Source organism: Streptomyces sp. NPDC029139 (assembly GCF_055564335.1).
Window position 1 is genome coordinate 188,706 of sequence record NZ_JBVHWN010000001.1, and the last position, 24,471, is coordinate 213,176.

Sequence of the window (24,471 nt, forward strand, 5' to 3'; positions counted from 1 at the left end):
GGGTCCTTACTCCCCTTCAACACGCATGATGCTGGCGACACCGCGCACGGTGTCGAGCTTGCGCAGCGCTTCGACGGTCCCGGAGAGGGCGGCGTCGGGCGCGCGGTGGGTGACGACGACGAGGGAGGCCTCGCCGCCTCCGTCCTGGCGTCCTTGCTGACGTACGGTGTCGATCGACACCCCGTGCTCGGCGAAGACCGTTGCCACCTGGGCGAGGACGCCCGGCTTGTCGGCCACGTCGAGGCTGATGTGGTACCGCGTCACGACCTCGCCCATGGGGCTCACGGGCAGCTGGGTGTACGCGGACTCGCCGGGGCCGGTGGCCTCGTTGAGCTTGTTGCGGCACACGGCGACGAGGTCGCCGAGGACGGCGGAGGCGGTCGGAGAGCCGCCGGCGCCGGGGCCGTAGAACATGAGCCGCCCGGCGGCCTCCGCCTCGACGAAGACCGCGTTGTAGGCCTCGCGGACGGAGGCGAGCGGATGGCTCAGCGGGATCATCGCCGGGTGCACGCGCGCGGTGACGGAGCCACCGTCGGCGGAGCGCTCGCAGATGGCGAGCAGCTTGATGGTGCAGCCCATGCGCTTGGCGGAGGCGAAGTCGGCGGAGGTGACCTCGGTCATGCCCTCGCGGTACACGTCGTCGAGGCGTACGCGCGTGTGGAAGGCGATCCCGGCGAGGATGGCGGCCTTGGCGGCGGCGTCGAAGCCCTCGACGTCGGCGGTCGGGTCGGCCTCGGCGTACCCGAGGGCGGTGGCCTCGTCCAGGGCCTCGGAGTAGCCGGCGCCGGACGTGTCCATCTTGTCGAGGATGAAGTTCGTCGTGCCGTTGACGATGCCCATCACGCGGTTGATCTTGTCGCCGGCGAGGGACTCGCGCAGCGGCCGGATGAGCGGGATGGCCCCCGCGACGGCCGCCTCGTAGTAGAGGTCCTGGCCGTGCTGGTCGGCGGAGGCGTAGAGGCTCGCGCCGTCCTGGGCGAGGAGTGCCTTGTTCGCCGAGACGACGGAGGCACCGTGCTCGAAGGCGGTGGTGATGAGCGTACGGGCGGGCTCGACCCCGCCGATGACCTCGACGACGACGTCGATGTCGCCCCGTTTGACCAGGGCGGTGGCGTCGGTGGTGATCAGCTCCGGGGCGATGCCCTCACGGACCCGGTCCGGGCGGCGGACCGCGACACCGGCGAGCTCGACCGGGGCGCCGATGCGCGCGGCGAGGTCGTCGGCGTGCGTCGTCATGATGCGCGCCACCTCTGAGCCGACCACACCACAGCCCAGCAGCGCCACCTTCAGCGGACGCGTACGCATCATCCGACCTCGTTTCTCGTACTACTTCGTATCTCTACGGTGGGTCCAGTCTCACTCACCGGACGAGGGTTTCTGTCCCTCGTCCGGATCCTGAGACGCTTATTTCATCAGCCGACATCGAGACGCAGGAGATCTTCCTCCGTCTCACGCCGGACGATCACGCGCGCCTCGCCGTCGCGGACGGCGACGACGGGCGGGCGCAGGGCGTGGTTGTAGTTGCTGGCCATGGAGCGGCAGTACGCGCCGGTGGCCGGCACGGCGATGAGGTCGCCGGGCGCGAGGTCCGACGGCAGGAACGCGTCCTTGACGACGATGTCCCCGCTCTCGCAGTGCTTGCCGACGACGCGGGCGAGCATCGGCTCGGCCTCACTCGTCCGCGAGACCAGGGAGACGCTGTACTCGGCGTCGTACAGCGCGGTGCGGATGTTGTCCGACATGCCGCCGTCGACGCTGACGTACGTCCGCAGGCCCTCCAGCGGCTTGACGGTGCCGACCTCGTACAGGGTGAAGGCGGTGGGGCCGACGATGGCGCGCCCCGGCTCGACGGAGATGCGGGGCGTACGGAGCCCGGCGGCCTCGCACTCGCGCGTCACGATCTCGTTCAGGGCCTTGGCGATGTGGTGGGGCTCGCGCGGGTCGTCGTCGGAGGTGTACGCGATGCCCAGGCCGCCACCGAGGTCGATCTCGGGGAGCTCGACGCCGTGTTCGTCACGTACCTCGGCGAGCAGCTGCACGACGCGGCGGGCGGAGACCTCGAAGCCGGCCATGTCGAAGATCTGGGACCCGATGTGCGAGTGGATGCCGATGAGCTCCAGGCCGTCGAGCTTCAGCGCCCGCCGGACGGCCTCGGCGGCCTGCCCGCCGGCGAGGGCGATGCCGAACTTCTGGTCCTCGTGGGCGGTGGCGATGAACTCGTGGGTGTGCGCCTCGACGCCGACCGTGACCCGGATCTGGACGCGCTGCCGCTTGCCGAGGGACTGGGCGATGTGGGCGACGCGGACGATCTCCTGGAAGGAGTCGAGGACGATCCGCCCGACGCCGGCTTCGACCGCGCGCCGGATCTCGCTCTCGCTCTTGTTGTTCCCGTGGAAGGCGATGCGCTCGGCGGGCATGCCGGCGGAGAGGGCGGTGGTGAGCTCGCCGCCGGAGCACACGTCGAGGTTGAGTCCCTCCTCCTTCAGCCAGCGCACGACGGCGCGGGAGAGGAACGCCTTGCCCGCGTAGAAGACGTCGGCGTCGGTGCCGAAGGCGTCGGCCCAGGCGCGGCAGCGGGCGCGGAAGTCACTCTCGTCGAGGAAGTAGGCAGGGGTGCCGAACTCCTCGGCGAGCGCGTCGACAGCGAGGCCGCCGACGGTCACGACCCCGTTGTCGTTCCGCTCGACGGTCCGGGCCCAGACCTTCGGGTCGAGGCTGTTCAGGTCGCTGGGCGGGGCCGTGTAGTGGCCCTCGGGGAGAACGTCGGCGTGACGGGGCCCGGCGGGGTGGGCGGAGCGGCTCATGTCTGCAATCTTTCACATCTGGTCGGGTGCGCTGATGCCGAGCAGGGACAGGCCACCGGCGAGCACCACCCCGGCGGCTTCGGCGAGCGCGAGCCGGGAGCGGTGGGCGGCCGAGGGTTTCTCGTCGCCGAGGGGCAGGACGGTGTGCTGGAAGTCGAGCAGCGCGTCGGCGGTGGCTTCGAGGTGCCGGGCGACCCGATCGGGGGCGCGGTGGCGGGCGGCGGAGGCGAGGACGACGGGGTGGTCGCCGAGGACCTGCGTGAGCGCGGGTGCGTCCACGTTCTCGCGGGTCTCGCTCCGGAACCCCAGCTGTGCGGCGTTCCGTACGAGCGCGCGGGTACGGGAGTGGGCGTACCGGACGCGGAAGAGGGGGTTGCCCTCGTGCTGATGGAGCAGCTCGTCACCGAGGCGGGCACGGTCGTGCGCGGCGACGGAGAGGAGCCCCCACCGCGCGGCGTCGACGCCGAGGCGGTGGAGCAGGTCGCGGGGGGTGTCGGGGACGGGGAGGGGGGCGAGGGCGGGCGCGTCCTCTTCCCCTTCCTCCGATGACTCTTCACCCGGCGCCGTCTCGACCTGGAGGAGCTCCCACTCGGAAGGGACGGGCCCGTCGCAGGTCGTCCGTACGGCGATGCCCTGGGAGAGGAGGATCCGCCGCAGGGCATCGGCGGTGACGGCGGCGCGGAGGTCGGGGCGGTGGCGGAGACGGGGGGGCTCGGCGGTCGTGTGGGTCCGCGCGGTGTTGCCGTTGTCCGGGGTCGCGGCGGTCTCGGGGGTCTCGGGGGTACTGCCGGCGCCGGTGTCGCCGGTCTCGGGAGTACTGCCGGTGCCGGTCTCGTGGGTCTCGCCGGTCTCAGCGACGCTGCCGGCGCCGGTCTCGTGGGTCTCGCCGGTCTCGGTCTCGCCGGTCTCCGGGGTGGGCTCGCGCCAGCCGTAGCGAGGGCCCCGGCGAAGGATCTCGCGTACGAGGTCCTGCTGGGCCTCCTGCCGGAGGGTGAAGTTGAGGAAACCGGGCCCGGTGATCTCGACGGCGGCGAGCGCGGGGCTCGCGTGGAGCCGGTCGCGGAGGATCGCGGCGACATCGAGGGGCGGGCGCTGCGCGGCGCGCGCGAGGGTCAGGGCGACGTTGCTGGCGTAGTCCCCGCGCCCGCCGGGCCGGGGCCGCTCGATCCTGACGCGCTCGGGTACGGCGACCCTCAGCACACCCTCGTCGACCGCACTGCGCACGGCGTGCAGCACGGTGAGGGAGAGGTCCGCGGGGGTCACGGGACAAGCGTAGGGGAGGAGGGGGGTCGGAACGCGAACCGGTTTCGCGATGCGGTCACTCGGGAGACGGTCCCTGCGGGGCGCTAGTGCGACCCGCTGGTGCTCCCGGCGCGCCCGACCCCGTGTCTGCTGCCGTCGACGGACGACGGCCCCTCCTGTCCATCGCACTGTCCACCACGCCGCTCGCCCCGCTCCCGCCCGTCCCGGCGCATGAGCTGCCGGACGACCCGCACGAGCTCGGCGGGCTCGAAGGGCTTGGCGAGAAACGCGTCGACGCCGGCCGCGACACCGCTGTCCACCTCGTGCTGCGTACAGGCACTGACGATGGCGACGGGCACATGACTGGTCCGCGGATCGGACCGCAGCTTCTCGGCGGTACGCAACCCGTCGAGCCGGGGCATGACGACGTCAAGGGTGACGACATCAGGACAGACCTGATGCACGACATCCAGACACTCGGCACCATCGGCCGCGGTCACGACCTCGAAGCCCTCGAGCTCGAGATTGACCCTGATCAACTGCCGGATCACCCGGTTGTCATCGACAACGAGCACCCGCCCGGACACCCCTGACACACGACGAGAGTAGGTCGCGGCGAGGGGCTGCGTCCGGGTTTTGCCCACTTCCGACCCGTGAGAGGGAACGAGGGGGTGGTGACGCGACGGAAATACCTGTTCACAGGCACGGCTCGGATGCTGGTAGGGTTCTACCCGTCGCCGCCGAACGCGGCGGACGCCCCCGTAGCTCAGGGGATAGAGCAACGGCCTCCGGAGCCGTGTGCGCAGGTTCGAATCCTGCCGGGGGCACAGAAGCCGGAACAGCGTGATCAACCCGCTGACCTGCGGATGTGCCAGACATCGAGAGCCGGACCCAGTCCTACTGGGTCCGGCTCTTTGTCGTTGTCTATCGCTGGTCGCGTGTGATTGGCGTGTGAGCACCAAGCCCCGGCCACGCTCGCAGGCCACCTCCCTCGGAGCGCGCGACGGCAGGCGCCGGCTGTGCGCGCTCGTGCAGTGGCAGAAGGCGAATCTTCACGGATAGAGCAGGGGAGCTTGATGGCCCTGGTGCCCTTCCTGGGTTGCTGTTGACGCCAGGGGGCTCCCATCTCCTCCATGACCTGGGCGAAACCGGCCCGTCGAGCAACTGCCAGGGCCGGAAGCGGTGTGGAACTGGAGGGCGTACTCGGCTTCATCGACGTCGCGACCGGCGACGTCGAGAATCCCGTCGGCCTGCCCGCGGGCCCTCTCGATGATGAGTGTGGCGTCTGCGGCGCCCGCGATGTTGTTCGTGCCGGAGACCTCGGTCAGGAAGTCATCAGAGCCATGTTGCGGACGTGGCGGAGCAGGGCGACGGCGATGTCGTAGTCAGACGCATCCCGGGCTGTGAAGGCGCATCGTCTCCCAAAGCTGGACTGTCTCAGCTGTCCGACTATTCGGTTAGGAGCCCTGACCGGCAGAAACATCCAAACCGCTTCGGAGGGAGCTGTTCGGGCTGTCCGGGCTCGTTGTCGCGACACCGGAACATGAAGTGGCGGAGGCTTCCCTTTCGGGGTGCCATGGGAGAGGTGAGAGGGAACCAAGGCACTGGTCGGCTCCGCCGGACCGTGCAGCGGCGCGACGCGCGGCGTGGGCAGCGCTCTGACCGCCGGCCTGAAGCACGTGGCCCCACGAGGGCCGGCCGCGTCTCCTGGGCGCTGATCGCGGCGAGCCTGCCAGGGCTGGCCGCGCTACTGGCTCTGCTGTTCACCTGGATGCAGGTCTCGCAAACCAACAAGGAACTGGCAATTGCCGAGCGAGGGCAGATCACCAGCCGGTTCAACGCCGCTATCGCGAATTTTGGGTCAGCGTCCTTGGACGTGCGTCTCGGGGGAATCTACGCACTGGAGCGGATCATGCACGACTCCGCTCGCGACCAACCCACCATCATCCAGATCCTGTCCGCGTACGCACGTGAACACGCCCCCGTCTCGAAGAAGCTACCCCCCGTACTCGATGAAGAACCCGCGCCGCGTGCAGACATTCAGGCGGTTATGACGGTGCTGGGCAACCGCCGCTCCGACCGCGACCAAGAGGTACAGGTTGACCTCAACAACACCGCCCTGCGTGGCCTCTACCTGGACGGGGCTGACTTTGGATGGGCAGACCTGGGCGGGGCAGACCTCGGCGGGGCAACCCTCTTCAGCGTGGACTTCCAATCCGCATGGCTCCTCGGGGCAAACCTGTCGAAGGCGAATGTATGGACCTCCGACTTCAGCAACGCTGACATGTACGACACGAACCTCACTGCGACCCGATTCTGCGCAAAAGTCCTTGTCGACGGCGAGCCCGCTCACGAGTGCGCCGACCTGACCGGAGCACACCTCGTCCGCGCTGATCTCACCGGCGCCCAACTCGCCGGCGCAGACCTCAGCCATACGGAATTGTGCTACGAGGGTCCGGGTGAGGAGCCCGGACATGGCTGTCCGACTCTGGCCGGCGCGGTACTGACTAAGGCGAACCTGAAGGGCGCCTACCTACCAGAGGCGAACCTCAGGGGCGCTGACCTGACCGCCGCCAATTTGAGCGGGGCGGACCTCACTGACGCAGACCTCACCGGAGCCAAGATCACCGGAGCAAAGCTCGACGGTGCCAACTTGGAAGGGGTGCGCGGGATGCCGCCGCCCGAGTGACACCACCTGGAGAGTCAGGTGAGTGCCGAACTGAGTGACAACCGGAGCGCACACCTGCGGATGTTCACGGACGCTGACGGACTTCCTCCGCAGGTCAGTGGGCCCACCCCCAGCAGACGCGGATGCGCCCACATTGCTCTGGGACGAAGAGGTCCGTCCAAACTGCATGGCGAGTGATGCCCAGCACCTCAGGGGTGCCCAAAAGTGGCGAGGTTGGATGACACCACCGCCAGGTGATGTGAAGTCGCCCAGGCTCGCCACTCCGTTCCGCCTCCGGCCTTGGGCCTCAGACGGTGCGCGCACTCCATCAGCCGGGCGTCACCCCACGACGTTCGTGCGCCTGTGGCCGGCCAGTGAGGAGAGTCGACCAAGTCAGCGCTCAGGGTAAAGAAGTCGTCATTGCCGGAGCGGACTCGCGGATAGACGAAGACTTGCCAGGCATCCGGTGTTGTGTAGCGCATGTTCGGGTCCGGCGTTCCCCGGGACTTCGCAGGCATCCGGGGGTGCGTCACGCCGAAGTCACCGAAGTCTATGCCTTTCCCGCAGTATCTATTGAAGACGCGTCGCCAGAGCTGCGCGTCTCGCCGGGCCACAGGCGTCGCCTGGCCCCTCCGGAATCCGGTCAGGTTGACCGGGAAGGCGCCGGAAGCCACGCACTCGTGGCGCCAGCGCCATGAGGCAAGGGCTTCCAAGGCGAGGACAGCGCAGTCAGCAAGTCGATCCCTTTCCGGCTCCGAATCCACCGAACCGGCATCGATGAGGAGGTCAACCTCCTCTGGTTCAAGACGTAACACCTTGAGGACCCCGCGGATCTGGGTTGAATCGGGAAGGCGCTGAGGCGAGTCGTCAGCAAGAGAGACTCGTAAACAAGCACCACTCTGATGCTCCGCCGCAGCCCGTGCCGCCTCAACCAGCACTCGCGTTTCGTCTGTGCACCGAACGACCGGGCACATGGCTACACCACGGAATCCGAGAGACTCACTGAGGCGGGTTATGGGACCACCCGCATCGCCCTCAAGGACTCGTGCTGTCGGTAACGCTCCGCTGTCGACGGTCAGGATCGTGCCCTGGGGCACTGCGTCCATCGCGCGGTCACAGAAGGTCTCCAGAACATCCCGGACGTCCGGGTCAGGGACCACCTCCATGACAGGCCGGATGCATGTGCGGACAGCTGGCGTGACATGCTCAAGAGCCGAGAACTCCCCCGCTTTGCCCTTGAGTATCGGAACGTAAGCCAACGGCTTCCCCCAGCGCACTCAGCACCAAGCCAATGGATGTCTCGCTCACTCCAACCAGAGTGTGACGAGAGCCCGTCATCTCGGGTAGGGGCACTAACCAGCCGTGCGGTCTCATTCTTGTCCCCCTTGATCTCGCCCAAGTCGTGCACCAGGAGCACGGACTGAGGCGTGGCAGGACTGCGGCGGCCTGTGCGCGGCGCGAGCCTGGGAGCATGCGTGCCATGGACCTCGCCTTGAAGACCCTGGAGCACGAGTTCCGTTCCGAGCCCGGGAGCTTTCTGTTGGGGCTGCGAAGCGATCTGCTGTGGGACCAGGCCGCCTTCTCCAGGCTGGAGAAGGCCATGCGTGCCGTGTGTGAGCGCATGCAGGAGGCCGAGGAGCTGCCTCGGTGGCTGGCCGAGGGGTACTACCACGTTGCCGCGGACGTTCCCGCGTGCACGGCACACCCCGGCTTCCCCCGGCCCGAGCCGGCGGACTACTACGCCGCGTGCATCGAGCGGCTGACGGATCTGGCGGACTGGTTCTTCCGGGGGGGGGCACGCGTACATGGAGCCGCACACCTGGCCGGAGCTGTAAGGGCCAAGCCGCCCCGGGCTTGGGAGTTGCCCACCAGCGCAGGGTCCGCCGGGCTGATGTCCGGCGGCGATGGAGCGAGCGGGTGTCAGGTGCGCTCCCCCTCGGCGAGGATGTGCTCATGGGAGACGACGTAGCCGCTTTTCTGCGTGCTCGCCTGGACGAGGACGCAGAACTCGCCAGGCAATGTGACGGTGAGGACTGCGGGCACTGGAGCGCCCGCGGGAGTACCGTGGACTTTTGTCAGATGGATCTCTCGGGCTTCCACCCGACGATCGCCCGGCACGTGGCACTCCACGATCCGGCCAGAGTTCTACGCGATGTCGAAGCCAAGCTCCGTGTACTCGCCCGACATCAACTCAGCCCCGCCTCCGGGGATCCGGAGCTCCCATGGGACAACGTCGACGACTGCCAGTACGACGGCGATGAGTGGCCCTGCCCTGACCTCCTGGACCTGGCCCTCCCCTATGCCGATCATCCGGACTATCAAGCGCAGTGGCGTCCGCAGACGTAGAGCGGTGCCGGCAGGGAACGAGCCCGCGGGCACGTCATCAGCTTCCGGGTGCATGGACTTCGCGGAGCCCGTGGTGCGCGGGTGCGCATCCCGCCGGGTGCCCTGACGGCCTGGGCCGAGCTGGGCCTCGCGCCGCCGGCGCAGGTGGGCGGGATGCGGCGGATGGTGAGTGCATTTGGTGTGGTCAGCACTCATGCGCTTGAGTGTCCACGTCAAATCGTTGATGAGTGCGAGGGGTTGACGTTGAGCAAGGCAGCACGGGGGATTTTGGCCGGAGCGGTCCTGATGGCCGTACTGACGGCGTGTGGGGGTTCGGACGACGGTCTGGACGCCTTCCGCGGGGACGGCGACAAGCCCCCGGTCACGCTGTCGCCGGACATGGTGCGCACCGCCCTCCCCAGCAAGGCGAGCGCCCCCAAGGGCTTCGAGGGCGACGACATCGAGGTCGAGGTGGGCGACGAGGCCGTCGAGGAGTGCGCCGAGTCGACCGAGTCCAACTGCGGTGGGCTGCTCAGCATGGGCGGCACCGACTTCGACACGGACGACAGCGGCCGGAGCGACAGCTCCGAGTACGACGGTGAGGTCGTCTTCGGCATCCTGGCCTTCCAGAGCCCGGGCGACGCCAGTGCCACGTACAAGGCCCTGGTCACCGAGGAGCGCGGCAAGGCCGAGAAGGACGGGAAGAAGACGAAGCCCGTGGAGATCGACGCGGGCGCCGAGGAGACCGTGGCCTTCGAGGACGCCGACGGCGAGACCATGGTCATGATGCGGATCGGCAGCGTCGTCGCCGTGGTGAACGGCGACGGCACGTTCGTCGAGAAGCCGAACTACAACGACTTCGCGAAGCTCCAGATCGACCGGCTGAAGAAGACCGCCGAGGGCACGAACCCCGACGCGTGATCCGCTCGGCCTCCGAAGCCCCGGTCCGCGCGACTGCCGGGCCGGGGCGGAGGCCGGGCCGCGTGGCTCCAGGGCACCGCCCCGCTCAGGACCGCCGGTGTCGACGCGGCGGCGTGCGCGTCGTTCGCGCGGCAGATCGCCGCCGGTGTGGCCGAATGGCTGCCGGGGTACGCCGAGCGGATCGACCGGGGTTCCTTCCCGGCCGGGGTGTCGGCCCTGGAGACCGACGCGTGGGCGATGACGCATCTGCTCGAGGAGAGCGGGGCGGTGGGCGTCGACGCCGAGCTGCCGCAGCTGTTCACGGCGATGGCCGGCCGCGCGATCGCGGCGGGGCACGGTGGGGAGCAGCACGCCGTGCCGATCGAGGAGTTCGGCAAGCGCGGGGGTGAATGACCCGACCGGCGCGGTCAGTCACCCGTCGCCCCGTCGGTCCGCTCCCGCAGAAGGTCGGCGTGGCCGTTGTGGCGGGCGTACTCCTGGATCATCAGCAGGTAGGCCCAGCGCAGGCTGAGGGAGACTCCACCAGCGGACACGAAGGTCTCGTCGAGGTCGTGCCCCGCCACCGCCGCGTCGCACGCCCTCACTTCGGCCCGGAACGTCGCGAAGTCTCGCTCGGCGTTCTCCGCGCGGACACCGTCGAGCCCCTCGTCGCCGTCCGACGGGCCGGTGAAGACGTCGCCGAGGGGCTCCCCCGCGAAGCTTCGCCGGAACCACCATCGCTCGACCTCCGCCATGTGGCGGACCAGGCCGAGGAGGGTGAGGTTCGACGGCTCCACGGTCGCCCGGGCCAACTGGGACGGCGTCAGTCCGGCGCACTTGGTCAGCAGCGTTTCGCGGTGCCAGGCCAGCCAGCCCTCCAGCATCCGACGCTCGGGCACGGTGCCCAGCGCGCCCAGCTGCTCGGTGCGCTCGACCCGTGGTGCTGTCCATGTCATGGACGCAGCCTGCACCGCCGCACGGGAGCGTTCAAGCAGGCGACGGAGCGGCGTGGCCTGGTCGCGGACGGGCGACGGCCCCTGACCATCGATCCTGGTCAGGGGCCGTCGCGGAGCGGGGGTGGGTCAGGGGGTGACGCTGAAGAGCATGCGCTGACCGGGGTGTTCCGCCACCGTCCACAGCTGGTTCGGTGATCCGGGCCAGACGGAGAAGTCCTCGACCCCGATCGCGGACGTCCGGCGAGCGGTCGTCTCGACGAGGCGGCCCGTGCTCGTGTCGGGCCTGGCGACGATCACCTTGCCGTTCGCCGTCTTTCCCCGGCTCTGGCTGAGGTAGTACGTGCCGTTGATGACCGCGGCGCCCTGGATTCCGCCGTTGTCGGTGTACGCCGTGTTGTACGGCACGCGGTAGGCCGCGTCGGCCGCCCAGTATCCGTAACTGTTCAGCGCCGGCGTTCCTCCGCTGCTGTTCATCGGCCAGCGGATGACCCGGCCGGTCGTGTACGCGTCCGTGACCTGGGCCTTCTCGCACCATTCACCGGTGGTGATGTGCCGCACCGCCGAGCTGCGGTCGAGGGCGGCGAAGCTGGTCTTCGGGGTGACGTCCGTGGCCGTGCACGTCTTGTCGGTGTCCTGCATGTCGCACGGCGTACCGGGCGGGGGCTCGACCGTGTCGCAGGCGGAGTTCGTCCATCCGTCGCTCTGCGGGAGGATGTAGCGGTATCCGTGGGCGTGGTAGACGCCGTCCTGCCTGCCGATGGCGGTCTTGGACGTGCCCCACTTGTCGGCGGGCAGGGCGCCGAGGTCGATGATGTTGCGCAGGTCGAAGACGCGGAATCCGCGGTTGGTGTCCGCCACGTACAGGTAGTAGCCGTACCAGACGATTCCGCCGGCGTGCAGCGAGCCGTACTGGTGCGTGCTCGACGAGTACCTCTGCGAGGTGCGCACGCTCATGTAGCTGGCGTTGCCGGAGCTGTTGATGAACGGGTACACGAGGAGGACGTGGGCGTACTTGCCCGTGCTGGAATCGATGAAGGAGACGCGGACGCCCTTGCGTTCGGTGTTCTGCCCGTCGACGTCCGTGTCGTCCGGCTTCTTGTCGCCGTTCCAGTCGTCCTTGTTGTACCAGGTCACCAGCATGGGCTTGTGATCCGCGGGATTCCACCCGGGTGTGGGATCGCCCCAGGTCTGGTCCTCGTCGGCGTCGGCGACGCTGGTCACGCCCTGCGGCCACCACTCGGAGGTCGCCTCGTCGCCGTTGTCGGCGTCGTCGAAACAGAAGCTCCGGGAGAAGTTGTCCGGGATCGAGGCGCCTTCGGTGGCCGCCCCGTTGCAGACCTCTCCGCTCCACCTGCCCTGGCGGCCGCCGTCCTGCTGGAGGAGCGAGTTCACGCCGATGTTCGGCAGGTCCGCGTTGAGCCTGTCGACCCGGCTCTGGAGATCCGCCCGGTTGGAGATCGGGCGGAGCTCAAAGTTGCTCAGCGCGAGACCGGGGTCGTCGGCGGCCTGGGCGGGTGCTGTCGCGAACAGTGACGCGACGACGGTCACCATGAGCGACAGCGCCGCTCTCCCCTTGTAGCTCCTCGTCATACCTGTCCTCCCGCGTCTTGCCATGTGCATGGTTTGCGGGAGTGTAGGTGACGGCGCCGGGGGTTCGAGGGCCGCCCCGGGGTGTCGCTCCCCTTCTCACCCTTGGTGATGGTTTGTCAGCTCCCTTTGTCGTAGGGCGGAGTGGACTCGGCGATGGCGATGGCGATGGCGACGGTGACGGCGACGGTGACGACGGACCGGCGTGGCCCCTGCCGTCACGGGAGCCGTCACGGAGGCCGTCACGGAGGCCGGCCGGGGGTGGCGGATCGGATCCATAAGGAAGGCTGATGGTGAGCTCATTGTTCCGCTTCATTCGTCGCCCTAGCTTGGGGACAAACGTCAGCCGTATTCGGACTGACCGAAGGGGGCGAAATGAAGTTCGGGGTATATCCGGCCTACATCGGTGGCCAGGACATCACCGGCGACAATCCGCAGTTCGTACACACCATTACCGCCCGTTCCCTCATCGAGGACACCTTCCCCAGTCTGCGTCTCAAGCGCGATCTCGATCTGGGAATCGTCGATCCGGATGCGGCGGGGGAGCGCGTCGTCGGGGCTTGTGTCGTGGCCGATGACGAGATGGCCGAGCAGGCCCTCGCGGCGGCGGCCAAGGCTGCCGAGGAGTGGCGGCGGGTGCCGATCGAGACACGATTGGAGGTGGGGCGGCGGATCGGTGAGCGGTTGTTGGAGCACCGGGAGCCGCTTGTCGAGATTCTGGTCGCGGAAGGGACTCCCAGGGACGCGGCCGAGGGAATGATCACGGGAATTCCGTACACCAGCTGGAGCAGTGAAACGCTCGAATGGTGCGCCGAACAGCTCGAGTTCCGGCGGCAGGACGGCGAACGCGAAATGATTCTGCGCCGTATTCCCGACGGCGTCGTCTGCATCAATCCGCCGCAGAACGCCGCGACCGTGAACGCGCTCAACGGGCTCACCGCCCTCATCGCCGGCAACACCGTCGTCGTACGGGCGCCGCGCGGGGTCGCGCTCAGTTGTATGTACGCGATGCGGGAGGTCGTGGCGCCCGTGCTGGAGGAGATGGGCGCGCCGGCGGGGACGGTCAACGCGTACTGCGGGGCTCCCAAGCTGGAGGACTGGCTCGCCAGTGAGCACGTCGACGACGTGCTCTACTTCGGCGGCAGCAAGAAGGGGCTCGAGTTCGAGGCCGACGCGATCGCCGCCGGCAAGAAGCCGATCCTCGAACTCGCGGGGAACGACTGCTGCGTGGTCTGGCACGACGCCGACCTCGACGCCGCGGTGGAGACGATCACGCAGTTCTTCCTGAACTCCGGGCAGATCTGCAACGTTCCCAACCAGGTCGTCGCCCATCCCGCGATCGCCGACGAGCTCATCGAGCGGCTGGTCACGGCCACCAAGGACATCCGGCCGGGGTATCCCGACGAGCCGGGCGTGGTCCTCACCCCGGTCCTCGGGGTCGACTGGTTCTTCGGCTGCCTGGGCGAGGCGCTCGCCAAGGGCGCGAAGCTCGTGCACGGCGGGCGTCGTCTCGAGGTGGACGGCTCCGAGTCGAGCACCGGGTTCTTCGTCGAGCCGAGCATCGTCCGGGTCGAAGGGCTCCGGGACGCCAGGTCGCTCTCCGTCGTCCGTGACGAGACCTTCTTCCCGCTGCTGCCGATCATCGTGCCCGAGGCCGGCGTCTCGGACGACGAACTGCTCGAGCAGGTGCTGGACTTCGTCAACAGCAACGCCTACGGGCTGCGCAACTCCGTCTGGTCCTCCAGCTTCTCGACGGTCGAGCGCTTCCTGGACGGGATCACCAACGCCGGAAACCTGAAGATCAACGACTCGCACAGCGGCTTCCTCCCCTTCCTGCCCAACCAGGGCGGCCCCGGTCTCACCGGCGGTGCCTTCGGCGAGGCGAGCCACCCCATGCTGCGCACCACCCGTCTGCAGGCCGTCAGCGTCATCCGCCCGGCGGCCGACAAGGAGGACGCGTCATGACGACCCGTGTACTGAAGGCCGCGGTTTCCGCGTCGGCCGCCGAGGTCATCGAACGCCTCGCCGACGCGGCCGCGTTCCCCGCCCATGCCGAGGACATCCTCTCCGTCGAGCCCACGGCGGCCGGGCGGGAGGAGTCGTGGGTGCTCGCGTTCCGCGGCGGCGAGGCCCGCTGGACCCAGCGCGTCGGGGAGGTCCGGCGCGCCGACGATGACCAGGAGTCGTACCGCATCGAGTTCGAGCAGGTGGACGGCGACTTCCAGGAGCTGAAGGGGGCCTGGACGAGCACCGACGCCCCCGGGGGCTGCGAGGTCGCCTTCGAGGTCCGGTACCGCACGAGCGTCCCCCATCTCGCGGGTGCGATCGACTCGGCCGTCGGGCACGTGCTGCTCCGCAGCGCCCACCAGGTCATCTCCGCCGTCGCCGGCCCCGCGCGGGTCACCGCCGGCGGCCACCACCTGTCCTGACACACAAGGAGAAGCACCCCCATGGAGAAGGTCTGCATCATCGGAGCCGGCTGGTCGGGGCTTGCCGCCTGCCAGGTTCTGCACGCCCGAGGGATCGATTTCGACTGCTACGAGGCCGGCTCGCAGGTCGGCGGCAACTGGCGATACCAGAACGACAACGGCATGTCGTCGGGGTACCGGTCCCTGCACATCAACACGTCCAAGAAGCTGTCCGAGTACCGCGCGTACCCCATGCCGAAGGACTACCCCCACTACCCCGACCACGTCCAGATCGCGCGGTACCTCGACGACTACGTCGACCACTTCGGCTTCCGCGACGCGATCGCCTTCCGTACGTCGGTCACCCACGTGCAGCCCGCCGAGGGCGGCGGCTGGACCGTGACCTCCCGTCACCGCGACACGGGTGTCGAGACGACCCGGCACTACGGGTCGGTCATCGTGGCCAACGGCCACCACTGGGACCCGCGCGACCCCGAGCCGGCCTTCCCCGGCGCGGACACGTTCACCGGCACCCAGATCCACTCGCACTACTACCGGGTCCCCGACGAGTACGCCGGCAAGCGGGTGCTCGTGCTGGGCTTCGGCAACTCGGCGTCCGACATCGCCGTGGAGACCTCCACGGTCTCCGAGCGCACCTTCCTGTCGATCCGTACCGGTGGCTACGTCTTCCCGAAGTTCATGTTCGGCAAGCCGGGCGACGACATGATCAGCCCGTTCATCACCCGCGTCATGCCGCGCGAGACGCAGCGCTGGGTCATGGCCGCCCTGCTGCGGATGACGATCGGGAAGGTCACCGACTTCGGTCTGCCGGAGCCGGGCCACAAGCTGTTCAACTCCCACCCGACCGTCTCGGAGTCGCTGCTCCCCCGGCTGGGCCACGGCGGGATCACGGTCAAGCCGAACATCTCCCACTTCGACGGCGACACGGTGCACTTCACCGACGGCAGCAGCGAGGTCATCGACACCGTCATCTACAGCACCGGTTACAAGGTCAGCTTCCCCTTCCTCGACGAGTCGGTGATCGCCCCGACGGACAACGACGTCTCTCTCTTCCACCGGGTGGTCGACCCCCAGCACTCCGGGCTGTACTTCGTGGGGCTCTTCCAGCCGCTGGGCGCCACGACGGTGCTCGCGGAGGCCCAGTCCCACTGGATCGCCGACCTGCTCCAGGGCAGGGCGGCGCTGCCGTCGGTCCAGGAGATGCGGCGGGAGATCGCCACGTACAAGGAGAAGCTCGCCAAGCGGTACGTGACCTCCAAGCGCCACACCATGCAGGTGGACCACTACCCGTACCTGGCGGAGCTGCGCGCGGCGCGGCGCAGGGGCGCGCGGCTCGCGAAGAAGTCCCGTGGGCCGGTCTCCGTCCTCGCCGCGGACTACCGCCCCGAGGAGGTGTCGATCCGGATCGACGCGGCTCCCGAGGTGGTGTGGGACCTGCTCAGCGACGTGACGCGGATGGGAGAGTGGAGCCCCGAGTGCCGGCGCTGCTACTGGCGCGGCGACAAGCGCGGGGTCGGGGCGCGGTTCATCGGCATCAACCGCCGTGGCTGGGTCGCGTGGATCACCTCCAACACGGTCGAGAAGGCGGAGCGGGGCAAGTCCTTCGCGTTCCACACGACGACGAACGGGGTCCGCTGGGCCTACCGTCTGGAGCGGGACGGCGAGGGCGGCACGCTGCTCACCGAGGTGTGGGACGTCTCCGGGCAGAACACCGGGCAGCGCAAGCGCACCGCGTCCTTCGCCGACATGATGCTCGGCGGGTACGAGAACCACACCGAGGAGCTGCGCGAGGGGATGCGCAGGACGCTGGAGCGCGTCAAGGCTGCCGCCGAGGCGGTCACCCGGCAGGGCGACCGGCCGCTGAGCAGCGTGCCGGACACCGTGGCCTCCGGTGCGTCGCGGGTGAAGGAAGCGGTGGAGGTGGACGCGGCGGCATGACCACGGACGACAGTCTGCGCTGCGCCTCCGCGGAGGAGTTCGCCGCCTGGATGGAGGCGCGTCACGAGGCGGCCGACGAGGTCTGGCTCGCGCTGCCGAAGAAGGGCACCCCGGTCGCCTCGGTCACTCGGTCCGAGGCCCTGGACGTCGCGCTCTGCTACGGCTGGATCGACGGCAAGGCCTTCTCCGGGAACGTTCCGGACGGCTGGTGGGCCCAGCGCTTCTCTCCCAGGAAGCGCCGCAGCCCCTGGTCGCGGATCAACCGCGCGAAGGCCGGGAAGCTGATCGCCGCCGGCCGGATGCGGCCGGCGGGGCTGGCGCAGATCGAACTGGCCAAGGCGGACGGCCGGTGGGACGCGGCCTACGCTCCGCAGTCCACGGCGGAGGTCCCGCCCGACCTGCGTGCCGCGCTCGACGCGTCGCCGGGCGCGGCGGCCGCATACGAGGCGTTGAGCAGGAGCAACAGCTACCGGATACTGCTCGACGTGGAGAAGGCGGTGAAGGCGGAGACCCGGGCGCGCAGGATCGCGGCGTTCGTGGAACGGCTGGAGGCCGGCGATCCGCCGCACGGACCCCGGAAGAAGCCGTGACGTTCGTGGACGCGTCCCGCCCCGCGGCGTCGGGGACCGCGGCGCCGGGGGGCACACACGCCGACCCCTCGGGCGCCGTGCACGCCCTTGCGCCCGGGGCCCGGACCGGGCCCCGGGCCGCCGGCGTCGGGGAGCTGTTCGAGGCCCCGCCCCTGTTCCTGGCGGGGGCGACGCTGTGGCTGGTGGAGGCCGAGCGCTGGGGCGGCTGGGCGAAGCGGCTCGCGCCCCGGGTGCTCGACGGCGGGGAGTGGCGGCGTTCCGAGGAGCTGCGGCGCGCGGCCGACCGGCGGAACTACCTCGTGGCGCATGTGGCGTTGCGGGTGCTGCTCGGTGAACGGCTCGGGCTCGCGCCGGAGGCGGTACGGCTGGGGCGGGCGCGGTGCCCGTGCTGCGGCGGGCCGCACGGCCGCCCCGTGGTCGAGGGGGGCGGGGCGCACTTCTCGCTCTCGCACGGCGGGGCGATGGTGTTCGTCGGCCTCGCGCCGGTGGCGATCGGCGTGGACGTGGAGCGCGTACCGACGCCGGACGTCGTCGCCGACACGGCGGCGGTCCTGCACCCGGACGAGCGCGCCGAACTGGCCGCCCTGGACGCGGAGTCGCGCCCCCTGGCCTTCGCCCGGGCGTGGGCGCGCAAGGAGGCGTACCTGAAGGGCATCGGCACCGGGCTGGGCCGCTCCCCCGCCCTGGACTACGTCGGTACGCGTGCCGTACCGGCTTCGGGTCCCGGCGCCTGGACCGTACGGGATGTGGCCACTCCGGATGATCATGCCGCGGCGGTCGCTCTCGCCCGGGAGCCGTGACCTGCGCGCATACCGGCGATCGGTGTCGAATATCCGCCAAATTCCGCTTGCCGCACTACGATTCACCTCGCGAACGGGCTCCACAGGGGGGTTCGTGAGGGGGGACAACAGTGATCAGAGTCATGCTCGCGGACGACATGCTGATGCTCCGGCGGGCCCTGGTCTCGCTGCTGGAGCTGGAGGACGGCATCGAAGTGGTGGGTGAGGCCGACAACGGGGACCGGGTCCTTCCGGTCGCGTTGGAGACCCGGCCGGACGTCGCGATCCTGGACATCGACATGCCGGGGATCGACGGCATCAGAGCGGCGGAGCTGCTGAGCCGGGAGCTCCCGGAGTGCAAGACGATCATTCTCACCAGTCTCGGCAGGCCGGGGAACCTGCGTCGGGCGCTGGAGGCCAAGGTGTCCGGCTTTCTGCTGAAGGACGCCGATCCGACGCGGCTCGCCGCGGCGGTCCACCAGGTGGTCGCGGGAGAGCAGGTCGTGGACCCGCAGCTGGCGCTGGCCACGCTGCAGGCCGGCGGGAGTCCGCTGAGCGCACGGGAGAGCGAGGTCCTGCGGCTGGCCTCGCAGGGGCTCGACGCGCCGGAGATCGCGCGGAAGCTGTTCCTGTCGGCGGGGACCGTGCGCAACTACCTCACCACGGTGGTGACGAAGCTCAACGCGCGTAACCGGATGGACGCCGTACGGATCGCCCGGGATGCCGGCTGGCTCTGAGCGGGGGGCGTGTCCCGCGGACCGGGCCTGTCGGGGCCGATCCGCGGGTCGTCCCGCGGGACACGTTCTGGGGGGTGCCTTGTCGATCGGGCCGGAGCCCGGCGAGATCGGCCAGGCACCCTCTAGTTCTTCGCGGGCTCGTCCTCGGAGGTGTCCGCGGCCGGGTCCTGGCCGGGCGTTCCGGGCGGCGGGGCGGGGAGTTCCGCGCTGAGTTCGAACCAGCCGTCCTCGCGGACGCGGCTGGTGAGCCGCCCGCCGACCGCCTCGGCGCGGATCGTGAGGCTGCGCAGCCCCACCCCGCCGGTGACTCCCTCGCCGTCGGGGCAGTGGGAGGAGTCCCGGTCGCGCAGGCCGTCGTTGGTGATGCGCAGCCGGGCCGTGCCGCCGTCGACGGTCGCCTCGATCACGCAGTGCTGGGCCTTGCTGTGCCGCAGCAGGTTCGTCACGCCCTCGCGCAGGACCGTCGCGAGGACGGTGTCCACGGAGCTGTGCAGGGGCTCCTGGGTGACGCGGATGTCGGTGCGGATGCCGACCGCGCGCAGCAGGGAGGCCGCACACCCCACCTCGCGGTTCAGGTTCATCTGGACGTAACTGCTGGCCACCGAGCGGACGTCGGTGAGGGCCTGGCGGGCGGTCTGGACGATCTCCGTGATCTCCATCTCGGCGCGCTCCGGCGCCACGCGCACCAGGCGGTGGGCGAGTTCGCACTTGAGGGTGATGGTGGAGAGGCTGAAGCCGAGCAGGTCGTGCAGGTCGCGGGCGAAGCGGAGCCGTTCCTGGGTCACCGCGAGCCGGATCAACTCCTCGCGTGCCGCCTGCACTTCGCGGATGAGGCCGGAGAGCCGGCTGAGGCCGTAGACGACCAGGCCGGTGAGGACGGTGGCCACGGTGTTGTAGGCGAGTTGGCCGACTCCGTACCCGACGGCGAACTGCACGACGCCGGTCGCGACGATGACGAGGGCGAAGGCGGTCCAGCCCAGTGCCGACCTGAGGACGAGCAGCGAGGAGGCGGCGAGGAAGCCGGGCATGCCCAGCCAGGCGGCGCCGAACAGGGTGAACGGCGCGAAGGTGAGCACCGCCTGGAGGGCTAAGGTCACCCGGCGGAAGGGGACGGCCGGCGGTATCCAGTCCGGGAAGGAGTGGCTGAGCTGCAGGAAGAGCAGCATCAGCATCAGCACGCCGCACAGGGCGAGTTCGCCGACCCCGAAACCTCCGCCCACGGCGTAGGTCAGGGCGACGGCGAAGAAGCAGAGGATGACGACGATGGTGATGGTGCCGGCGACGCGCGGCGCCAAGTCACCTCCTTCGGTGGCCCGGTGGGTGAATGCGTCTGAATCTGCGGTGCGGGACCATCGCACAGGGGCTCCCAACTCGACTGCGTTTTCGCACGGGGTGTGCAGCATAGGCCGAGTAGGTTACGTACTGGGAGGTATCTCCGGTCGGGGACCTCTCGCGACGGGGCCGGCGAGGCCGTCGGCGCCGGTGTGTTCGGCGGAGGTGGGACCCGCGGGCAGCGCGGCGAGGACGAACTCGCCGACGCCCGACTCGGCTCGCCAGTCGAGGCGGAAGGCGCGGGCGGAGATCGCGGTGTCGCCGAACGCCAGGGCGCACGGCCCGATCCCCATGGCCGTGGAGACCAGGTAGAGCGTCTGCTGGAGCGCCCCGACCTCCTTGAGCAGCATGCTGTACGCGCTCCCCGGGAAGGCGGTGTTCATCCGCCGGAATCGCGCCGTCATGCTGATCAGGACCGGCGGTTCCTCGCTCAGCCCGGCGTTGACGGCGGCCTCGCCCAGCAGTGCGTCCACCAGGTACGGCTCGGTGCGGAGCGGGAAGAGGGTGTGCCCGTCGGGGTCGTAGTGGTAAGCGCCGCGGGACAGTTCGGCGGAGCCGGCCACGGTGACGTACAACTCCAGCGGGTAGACGGAGCCGGCGCTCGGGTACGGCCGTCCGGCAGCGGGCCTGGCCCGGGCGGAGCGGTACAGCAGCTCCCCCAGCTGGGCGACGGACAGCGGGAGGCCGCCGTCCGGGCGGACCGACCGGCGGGATTCCAGCACGGTGGTCAGGCGCGGATCGCGCGCGAGCACCAGGTCGAGGTCGGGCACCGGCAGGGCGAAGGGCACGCCGTCGGGTGCCGGGTGCTCCCGCGCGGCCCTGCCGGCCGGCCCGCCGGCGGAGCCGAGCGGCTCGTCGTGCAGGCCGGGCCTGCTGCGGTTGTGCAGCATCAGCTCGCGCGGCGACCAGTGCTCCAGGACGGGATCGCGGTCCTCGGCGAAGGTGACGGGGTACGGACCACCGTCCGCCGCCGCGGTGACGGCGCGTGCCCCGGGCACGAGCATGCCGGACGCCTCCAGATAGCCGACCGCGGTGCGCACCACGTCGACGGGGACGTCCAGGAGCCTGGCCGTGTCGAGGACGGAGGTGGGGCGGACGTAACAGCTGACCAGCCACATGGCCTGGGGGGTGTGCAGCAGTACCCGGTGGGAGCTCAGCGGTGATTCGAGGATCATGTCGCGCGCGCCGACGCGCAGGGTGGCGAACCGGGACAGCCGGTGGACGGTGTCGGCCGGGGGCCGGCGGGGGGTGAAGCGGGCCTCGCGCACGATCGGTACGACCGCCAGCTGCTCGGTGCCGTCGGAGAGCGCGAGCGTACGGATCACGGCGTGCCGCACCGACTCCAGGGTGGCGCGGAGTGCGGCGCGGCGCGGGTCGCCGGGGATCGAGCCGGCGTCGCTGAAGCCGGGCAGGACGTTGTCCAGCGACACCGGGCCGTACGTCATGCGTTCCAGGGCGCGCGGGATCACGGGGTCGGTCATCGGCAGCCTGATCTCGTCCCAGCGGGTGCTGATCAGGCCGGTCCCGGGATCGTCCGCCGCTGTCTCGACCGTGGTGTCCTCGCGGAGCGACCACAGTTCGATCAGTCGGGTGTCCCGCGGAGCGGGTGGGGCGGATGACTTCATGGCCGGGACCTCACGGATGGCGCGACGGGGGTGTTACAGGAAGAGAGGGACCGGGTTGAGGTCCTCGTAGCGGGTGGGGGCGTCCAAGCGGCCCAGGCGCACCGGGACGTCGTACAGCCGGCCGGGGGCGAAGCGGGTCCAGAAGGTGCGCAGTCCGGGCACGATCACCTTGACGACGGGCAGACCGATGTCGGCCCGGGTCTGGTCGAGGACCAGGAGTTCGCTGCCGAGGCCGCGGGCGAGCGTCTCGGCGGCGGCCACGTCGTCGGCCAGGTCGGCGCGGGGGGTGTACGGGAAGTCCGCGGGGGTGCGGTCCGGCCCGGAGGGGAGCAGGTAGGGCTGGTTCGCGGTGGTGGCGGACCGCCACCAGTTCAGGGCGGCGGTGTCGTCACAGCTGTAACCGGTGCCGTCCGTGGTGACGTGGACGACCGGCGGCAGCATCTGGTTGACCTCCGCCACGGCTCTGCGCAGCGCCACGCGGGGGTCGAAGTGGGCGCCGAATCCGAGGGTGATGTCCTCGGCGGGTTTGTCGGTGCGGCGGGAGAGCGCGGCGAAGACGGGGACACCGAGGTCGCTGGTGAGGTCCAGGACCCACAGCTCGCGGTCCAGGTCGGCGTGCGCGGCCCGGGTCTTCTCGATCCAGGGGTCGCCGAAGGAGGTGAGGTCGACGCCGGGCTGCCGGGTGCGGTTGTACCACCACAGGGCGACGGCGTCGCGTTCGACGAGCTCCAGGAAGCCCTGGACGATGGCGTCCTCGCGGGAGCTGCCGGCCGCGGTGCCGTTGGAGTGGGCGGAGAAGAATCCGGTGGGGCAGGGCGCGTCGTAGTAGAGCATCGAGGTGGGCAGCAGCCGGTGGCGGTTCGCGGTCAGTGACCAGACCGGGGTCCAGTCGACCGGGGTGTTCTCGTCGAAGGGGGCGCAGACCCGGTGTGCCGGGGAGTGCTCGGCGTTCCAGGCCGCCCGGTCGGGGAACTGGCGGGGGTGGAACAGCTGGACGGTGTCGGGGTGGACGGCCCGGTCGGCGACCTCGCGGTAGGTGGCCCGCAGGGTGGGTTCGTCGCCCTGCCGGTAGCCGCAGTGGCGCTCGACGGCCTCGCACAGGGCGCTGACCCGGGCCTGCAGCGGGGTGGTGCCCTTGCCGGAGCTGTGGCTGCGCAGCCCGGCGCGGACCGCGGCGAGTCCGGTGGGGGAGGTGGCCGGGTTGTGGCCGGAGTGGAAGCAGTTGAGGAAGCCGGGGTCGCGCCGGTCGCGGCGGACCTCCTTGACGACGCCGGTCAGTTCGTCCACCAGGTGGCCGTACGTCTCCAGCATCTCCTCGGGGGTCAGGGAGCGCTCGCCGGTGCCGGTGCCGGACTTGGGGCGGCTGACCGGCCGGACGGGCGCCCAGATGCGGCGGGCGGTGACGTCGGGGTCGCCGCAGGAGGGGCACTGGGGGCGGCGGCGTACCGGATGGTGGTGGCCGGCCAGGGTGAGGGTGTCCATGGTCCAGAGGGAGTTCTGGCCGGAGTGGCGGTGCCCGGCCATCCACTTGACCGCTTCGAGGCAGGCCAGGTGGAGTCCGACGGCGCGGCCCGCGGCGAGTCCGGAGGGCGGCACGCTGACCGGGCGGCCGAGGGCGCGCCCGAGGTAGGTCTCGGCCGGGCGGTTACGGCGCAGGGGTTCGGCCAGACAGTGCCAGCACGGGCCGTCGTCCGGCTGGAACACCGGTCCGATCCAGGGCTGTTCGCCGGTCAGCCGCACGGGCAGCCAGGGGGTGCCGGTGGCGCGGTACGTGGCGTCCAGGACGGCGAGCGAGGGGTCGAGGTAGCTGTCGCAGAGGACGACGGCGAGGCCGGGGGGTTCGGTGTCCTCGTCGGCGCGGTGGATGCGCAGGCCGGCCGCTGCCAGCGCGGCGAGGAGTTCCTCGGTGCCGGCGCCCGCCTCCGTGCCGCGGCCGAGGCCGGCGACCGCCGCGCTGCCGGTGCGGCGGGCGGCTTCGCCGCCGTCCACCCCCGCCAGTTCCCAGAACGCCTCGCCCGAGCCGGCCGCGTCCGGTGCCCGGTGGGCGAGCAGTCCGGAGCCGAGGAGCCGGGTGACGACCTGGCGCACCTGGTCGGCGGGGAGGGTGCCGTCGGCGTCGGCGATCAGGCGGTCGAGGGTGCGGGTGCCGTCGAGCAGGGGGGCCAGGGTGGTGACGCAGGATCCTCGCAGCGCGGTGACTCCGCGCTCGGATATCAGGAACACGCCCTCTCCGGGGACGACTTCGGCCTTCAGATGAGGCTTGAACCCGAGTCCGGTCGTGGTGCCCTGGCGGTGTGCCACCGTGTTTCCCCCTGTCTGGTGTGCGGCCTGCGTTGGGTGAGATGCGTCGAAGGGTGGTCGGGTCACTCGGCGAGCGAGTCGCCGCCCATCCAGCAGATGCAGGTGCCGGGCTGGTACTGCTCGGTGGCCATGGCGCCGAAGTCCTCGATGATCAGCTCCTCGGTGACCGGGGCGGCGGTGACGGCGGTGGCGACGGTGAGGTTCATGTCGGCCCTTCCTGGAGTCGTTGACCTGCTGACGGGGAAGAGTCTGCTGGGC

General features: G+C 70.2%; 22 protein-coding genes and 1 tRNA gene. 12 read left to right on the plus strand and 11 right to left on the minus strand.

What is annotated here, in order from left to right:
- Window positions 1–6: 6 nt before the first annotated feature.
- The 4 genes from ACZ4VW_RS00795 to ACZ4VW_RS00810 form a co-directional block, all read right to left on the minus strand.
- The gene (locus tag ACZ4VW_RS00795; protein ID WP_467958117.1) at window positions 7–1,305 is read right to left on the minus strand and encodes a homoserine dehydrogenase; all 1,299 of its coding nucleotides are present in this window, start codon (window positions 1,303–1,305) and stop codon (window positions 7–9) included.
- Between the two features lie 107 nt (window positions 1,306–1,412).
- The gene (gene lysA, locus ACZ4VW_RS00800; protein WP_467956965.1) at window positions 1,413–2,804 is read right to left on the minus strand and encodes a diaminopimelate decarboxylase; all 1,392 of its coding nucleotides are present in this window, start codon (window positions 2,802–2,804) and stop codon (window positions 1,413–1,415) included.
- A 12-nt stretch (window positions 2,805–2,816) separates the two neighbouring features.
- Window positions 2,817–4,067 (minus strand): ArgS-related anticodon-binding protein NrtL, encoded by a 1,251-nt coding sequence (gene nrtL / locus ACZ4VW_RS00805; RefSeq protein WP_467956967.1) that lies wholly within the window; start codon window positions 4,065–4,067, stop codon window positions 2,817–2,819.
- A gap of 83 nt (window positions 4,068–4,150) precedes the next feature.
- Window positions 4,151–4,690, minus strand: coding sequence for a response regulator (locus ACZ4VW_RS00810; RefSeq protein ID WP_467956969.1), 540 nt, complete (start codon window positions 4,688–4,690; stop codon window positions 4,151–4,153).
- Window positions 4,691–4,801: 111 nt separating this feature from the next.
- Between ACZ4VW_RS00810 and ACZ4VW_RS00815 the strand changes: the two genes are divergently transcribed.
- Together ACZ4VW_RS00815 and ACZ4VW_RS00820 are read left to right on the plus strand one after the other, a co-directional pair.
- Window positions 4,802–4,873, plus strand: a tRNA-Arg gene (locus ACZ4VW_RS00815).
- Window positions 4,874–5,670: 797 nt separating this feature from the next.
- A complete protein-coding gene (locus tag ACZ4VW_RS00820; RefSeq protein ID WP_467956971.1) occupies window positions 5,671–6,735 on the plus strand; it encodes a pentapeptide repeat-containing protein in 1,065 nt (354 codons plus the stop codon).
- Window positions 6,736–6,923: 188 nt separating this feature from the next.
- On the opposite strand, the gene ACZ4VW_RS00825 is transcribed toward ACZ4VW_RS00820, so the two are convergent.
- Window positions 6,924–7,991 carry a beta family protein gene (locus ACZ4VW_RS00825; RefSeq protein ID WP_467956973.1) on the minus strand — a complete coding sequence of 356 codons (1,068 nt, stop codon included), beginning with the start codon at window positions 7,989–7,991 and terminating at the stop codon, window positions 6,924–6,926.
- A gap of 203 nt (window positions 7,992–8,194) precedes the next feature.
- Here ACZ4VW_RS00825 and ACZ4VW_RS00830 point away from each other — a divergent pair, with 203 nt between their 5' ends.
- From ACZ4VW_RS00830 to ACZ4VW_RS00845, 4 genes are all read left to right on the plus strand, one after another.
- Window positions 8,195–8,683 (plus strand): hypothetical protein, encoded by a 489-nt coding sequence (locus tag ACZ4VW_RS00830; RefSeq protein WP_467956975.1) that lies wholly within the window; start codon window positions 8,195–8,197, stop codon window positions 8,681–8,683.
- Entirely contained in the window at window positions 8,668–9,060 is a 393-nt protein-coding gene (locus ACZ4VW_RS00835) for a DUF6221 family protein (RefSeq protein ID WP_467956977.1), read from the plus strand. The genes ACZ4VW_RS00830 and ACZ4VW_RS00835 overlap by 16 nt, the downstream gene beginning before the upstream one ends.
- A 285-nt stretch (window positions 9,061–9,345) precedes the next feature.
- Complete coding sequence (locus ACZ4VW_RS00840) at window positions 9,346–9,960, plus strand: hypothetical protein (RefSeq protein ID WP_467956979.1); 615 nt, start codon at window positions 9,346–9,348, stop codon at window positions 9,958–9,960.
- Window positions 9,961–9,993: 33 nt separating this feature from the next.
- Window positions 9,994–10,353 (plus strand): imine reductase family protein, encoded by a 360-nt coding sequence (locus ACZ4VW_RS00845; RefSeq protein WP_467958119.1) that lies wholly within the window; start codon window positions 9,994–9,996, stop codon window positions 10,351–10,353.
- Window positions 10,354–10,367: 14 nt separating this feature from the next.
- Here the strand turns inward: ACZ4VW_RS00845 and ACZ4VW_RS00850 are convergent, their stop codons facing one another.
- Window positions 10,368–10,895, minus strand: a complete 528-nt coding sequence (locus ACZ4VW_RS00850) for a DinB family protein (RefSeq protein ID WP_467956981.1) — start codon at window positions 10,893–10,895, stop codon at window positions 10,368–10,370.
- 126 nt (window positions 10,896–11,021) lie between these two features.
- Window positions 11,022–12,485, minus strand: coding sequence for a hypothetical protein (locus ACZ4VW_RS00855; RefSeq protein WP_467956982.1), 1,464 nt, complete (start codon window positions 12,483–12,485; stop codon window positions 11,022–11,024).
- A 372-nt stretch (window positions 12,486–12,857) separates the two neighbouring features.
- On the opposite strand from ACZ4VW_RS00855, the gene ACZ4VW_RS00860 reads away from it, so the two are divergent.
- From ACZ4VW_RS00860 to ACZ4VW_RS00885, 6 genes are all read left to right on the plus strand, one after another.
- Window positions 12,858–14,447, plus strand: coding sequence for an aldehyde dehydrogenase family protein (locus tag ACZ4VW_RS00860; protein ID WP_467956984.1), 1,590 nt, complete (start codon window positions 12,858–12,860; stop codon window positions 14,445–14,447).
- The gene (locus ACZ4VW_RS00865) at window positions 14,444–14,911 is read left to right on the plus strand and encodes an SRPBCC family protein (RefSeq protein ID WP_467956986.1); all 468 of its coding nucleotides are present in this window, start codon (window positions 14,444–14,446) and stop codon (window positions 14,909–14,911) included. The genes ACZ4VW_RS00860 and ACZ4VW_RS00865 overlap by 4 nt, the downstream gene beginning before the upstream one ends.
- 21 nt (window positions 14,912–14,932) lie before the next feature.
- On the plus strand, window positions 14,933–16,849 hold the full coding sequence (locus tag ACZ4VW_RS00870; RefSeq protein ID WP_467956988.1) for an NAD(P)-binding domain-containing protein: 1,917 nt from the start codon (window positions 14,933–14,935) through the stop codon (window positions 16,847–16,849).
- Window positions 16,846–17,439 carry a YdeI/OmpD-associated family protein gene (locus tag ACZ4VW_RS00875; protein ID WP_467956992.1) on the plus strand — a complete coding sequence of 198 codons (594 nt, stop codon included), beginning with the start codon at window positions 16,846–16,848 and terminating at the stop codon, window positions 17,437–17,439. The genes ACZ4VW_RS00870 and ACZ4VW_RS00875 overlap by 4 nt, the downstream gene beginning before the upstream one ends.
- Window positions 17,436–18,239: a 4'-phosphopantetheinyl transferase family protein gene (locus ACZ4VW_RS00880; protein WP_467956994.1), complete on the plus strand. Its 804-nt coding sequence runs from the start codon at window positions 17,436–17,438 to the stop codon at window positions 18,237–18,239. Before ACZ4VW_RS00875 ends, ACZ4VW_RS00880 begins: the two co-directional genes overlap by 4 nt.
- A gap of 122 nt (window positions 18,240–18,361) precedes the next feature.
- Complete coding sequence (locus ACZ4VW_RS00885; protein WP_355107982.1) at window positions 18,362–18,955, plus strand: response regulator transcription factor; 594 nt, start codon at window positions 18,362–18,364, stop codon at window positions 18,953–18,955.
- A gap of 122 nt (window positions 18,956–19,077) precedes the next feature.
- Here the strand turns inward: ACZ4VW_RS00885 and ACZ4VW_RS00890 are convergent, their stop codons facing one another.
- The 4 genes from ACZ4VW_RS00890 to ACZ4VW_RS00905 form a co-directional block, all read right to left on the minus strand.
- A complete protein-coding gene (locus tag ACZ4VW_RS00890) occupies window positions 19,078–20,250 on the minus strand; it encodes a sensor histidine kinase (protein WP_467956997.1) in 1,173 nt (390 codons plus the stop codon).
- Between the two features lie 120 nt (window positions 20,251–20,370).
- Window positions 20,371–21,912 carry a SagB family peptide dehydrogenase gene (locus ACZ4VW_RS00895; protein ID WP_467956999.1) on the minus strand — a complete coding sequence of 514 codons (1,542 nt, stop codon included), beginning with the start codon at window positions 21,910–21,912 and terminating at the stop codon, window positions 20,371–20,373.
- 33 nt (window positions 21,913–21,945) lie between these two features.
- Window positions 21,946–24,213 (minus strand): TOMM precursor leader peptide-binding protein, encoded by a 2,268-nt coding sequence (locus tag ACZ4VW_RS00900; RefSeq protein ID WP_467957001.1) that lies wholly within the window; start codon window positions 24,211–24,213, stop codon window positions 21,946–21,948.
- Between the two features lie 62 nt (window positions 24,214–24,275).
- On the minus strand, window positions 24,276–24,419 hold the full coding sequence (locus tag ACZ4VW_RS00905) for a hypothetical protein (protein ID WP_355107990.1): 144 nt from the start codon (window positions 24,417–24,419) through the stop codon (window positions 24,276–24,278).
- Window positions 24,420–24,471: the final 52 nt, after the last annotated feature.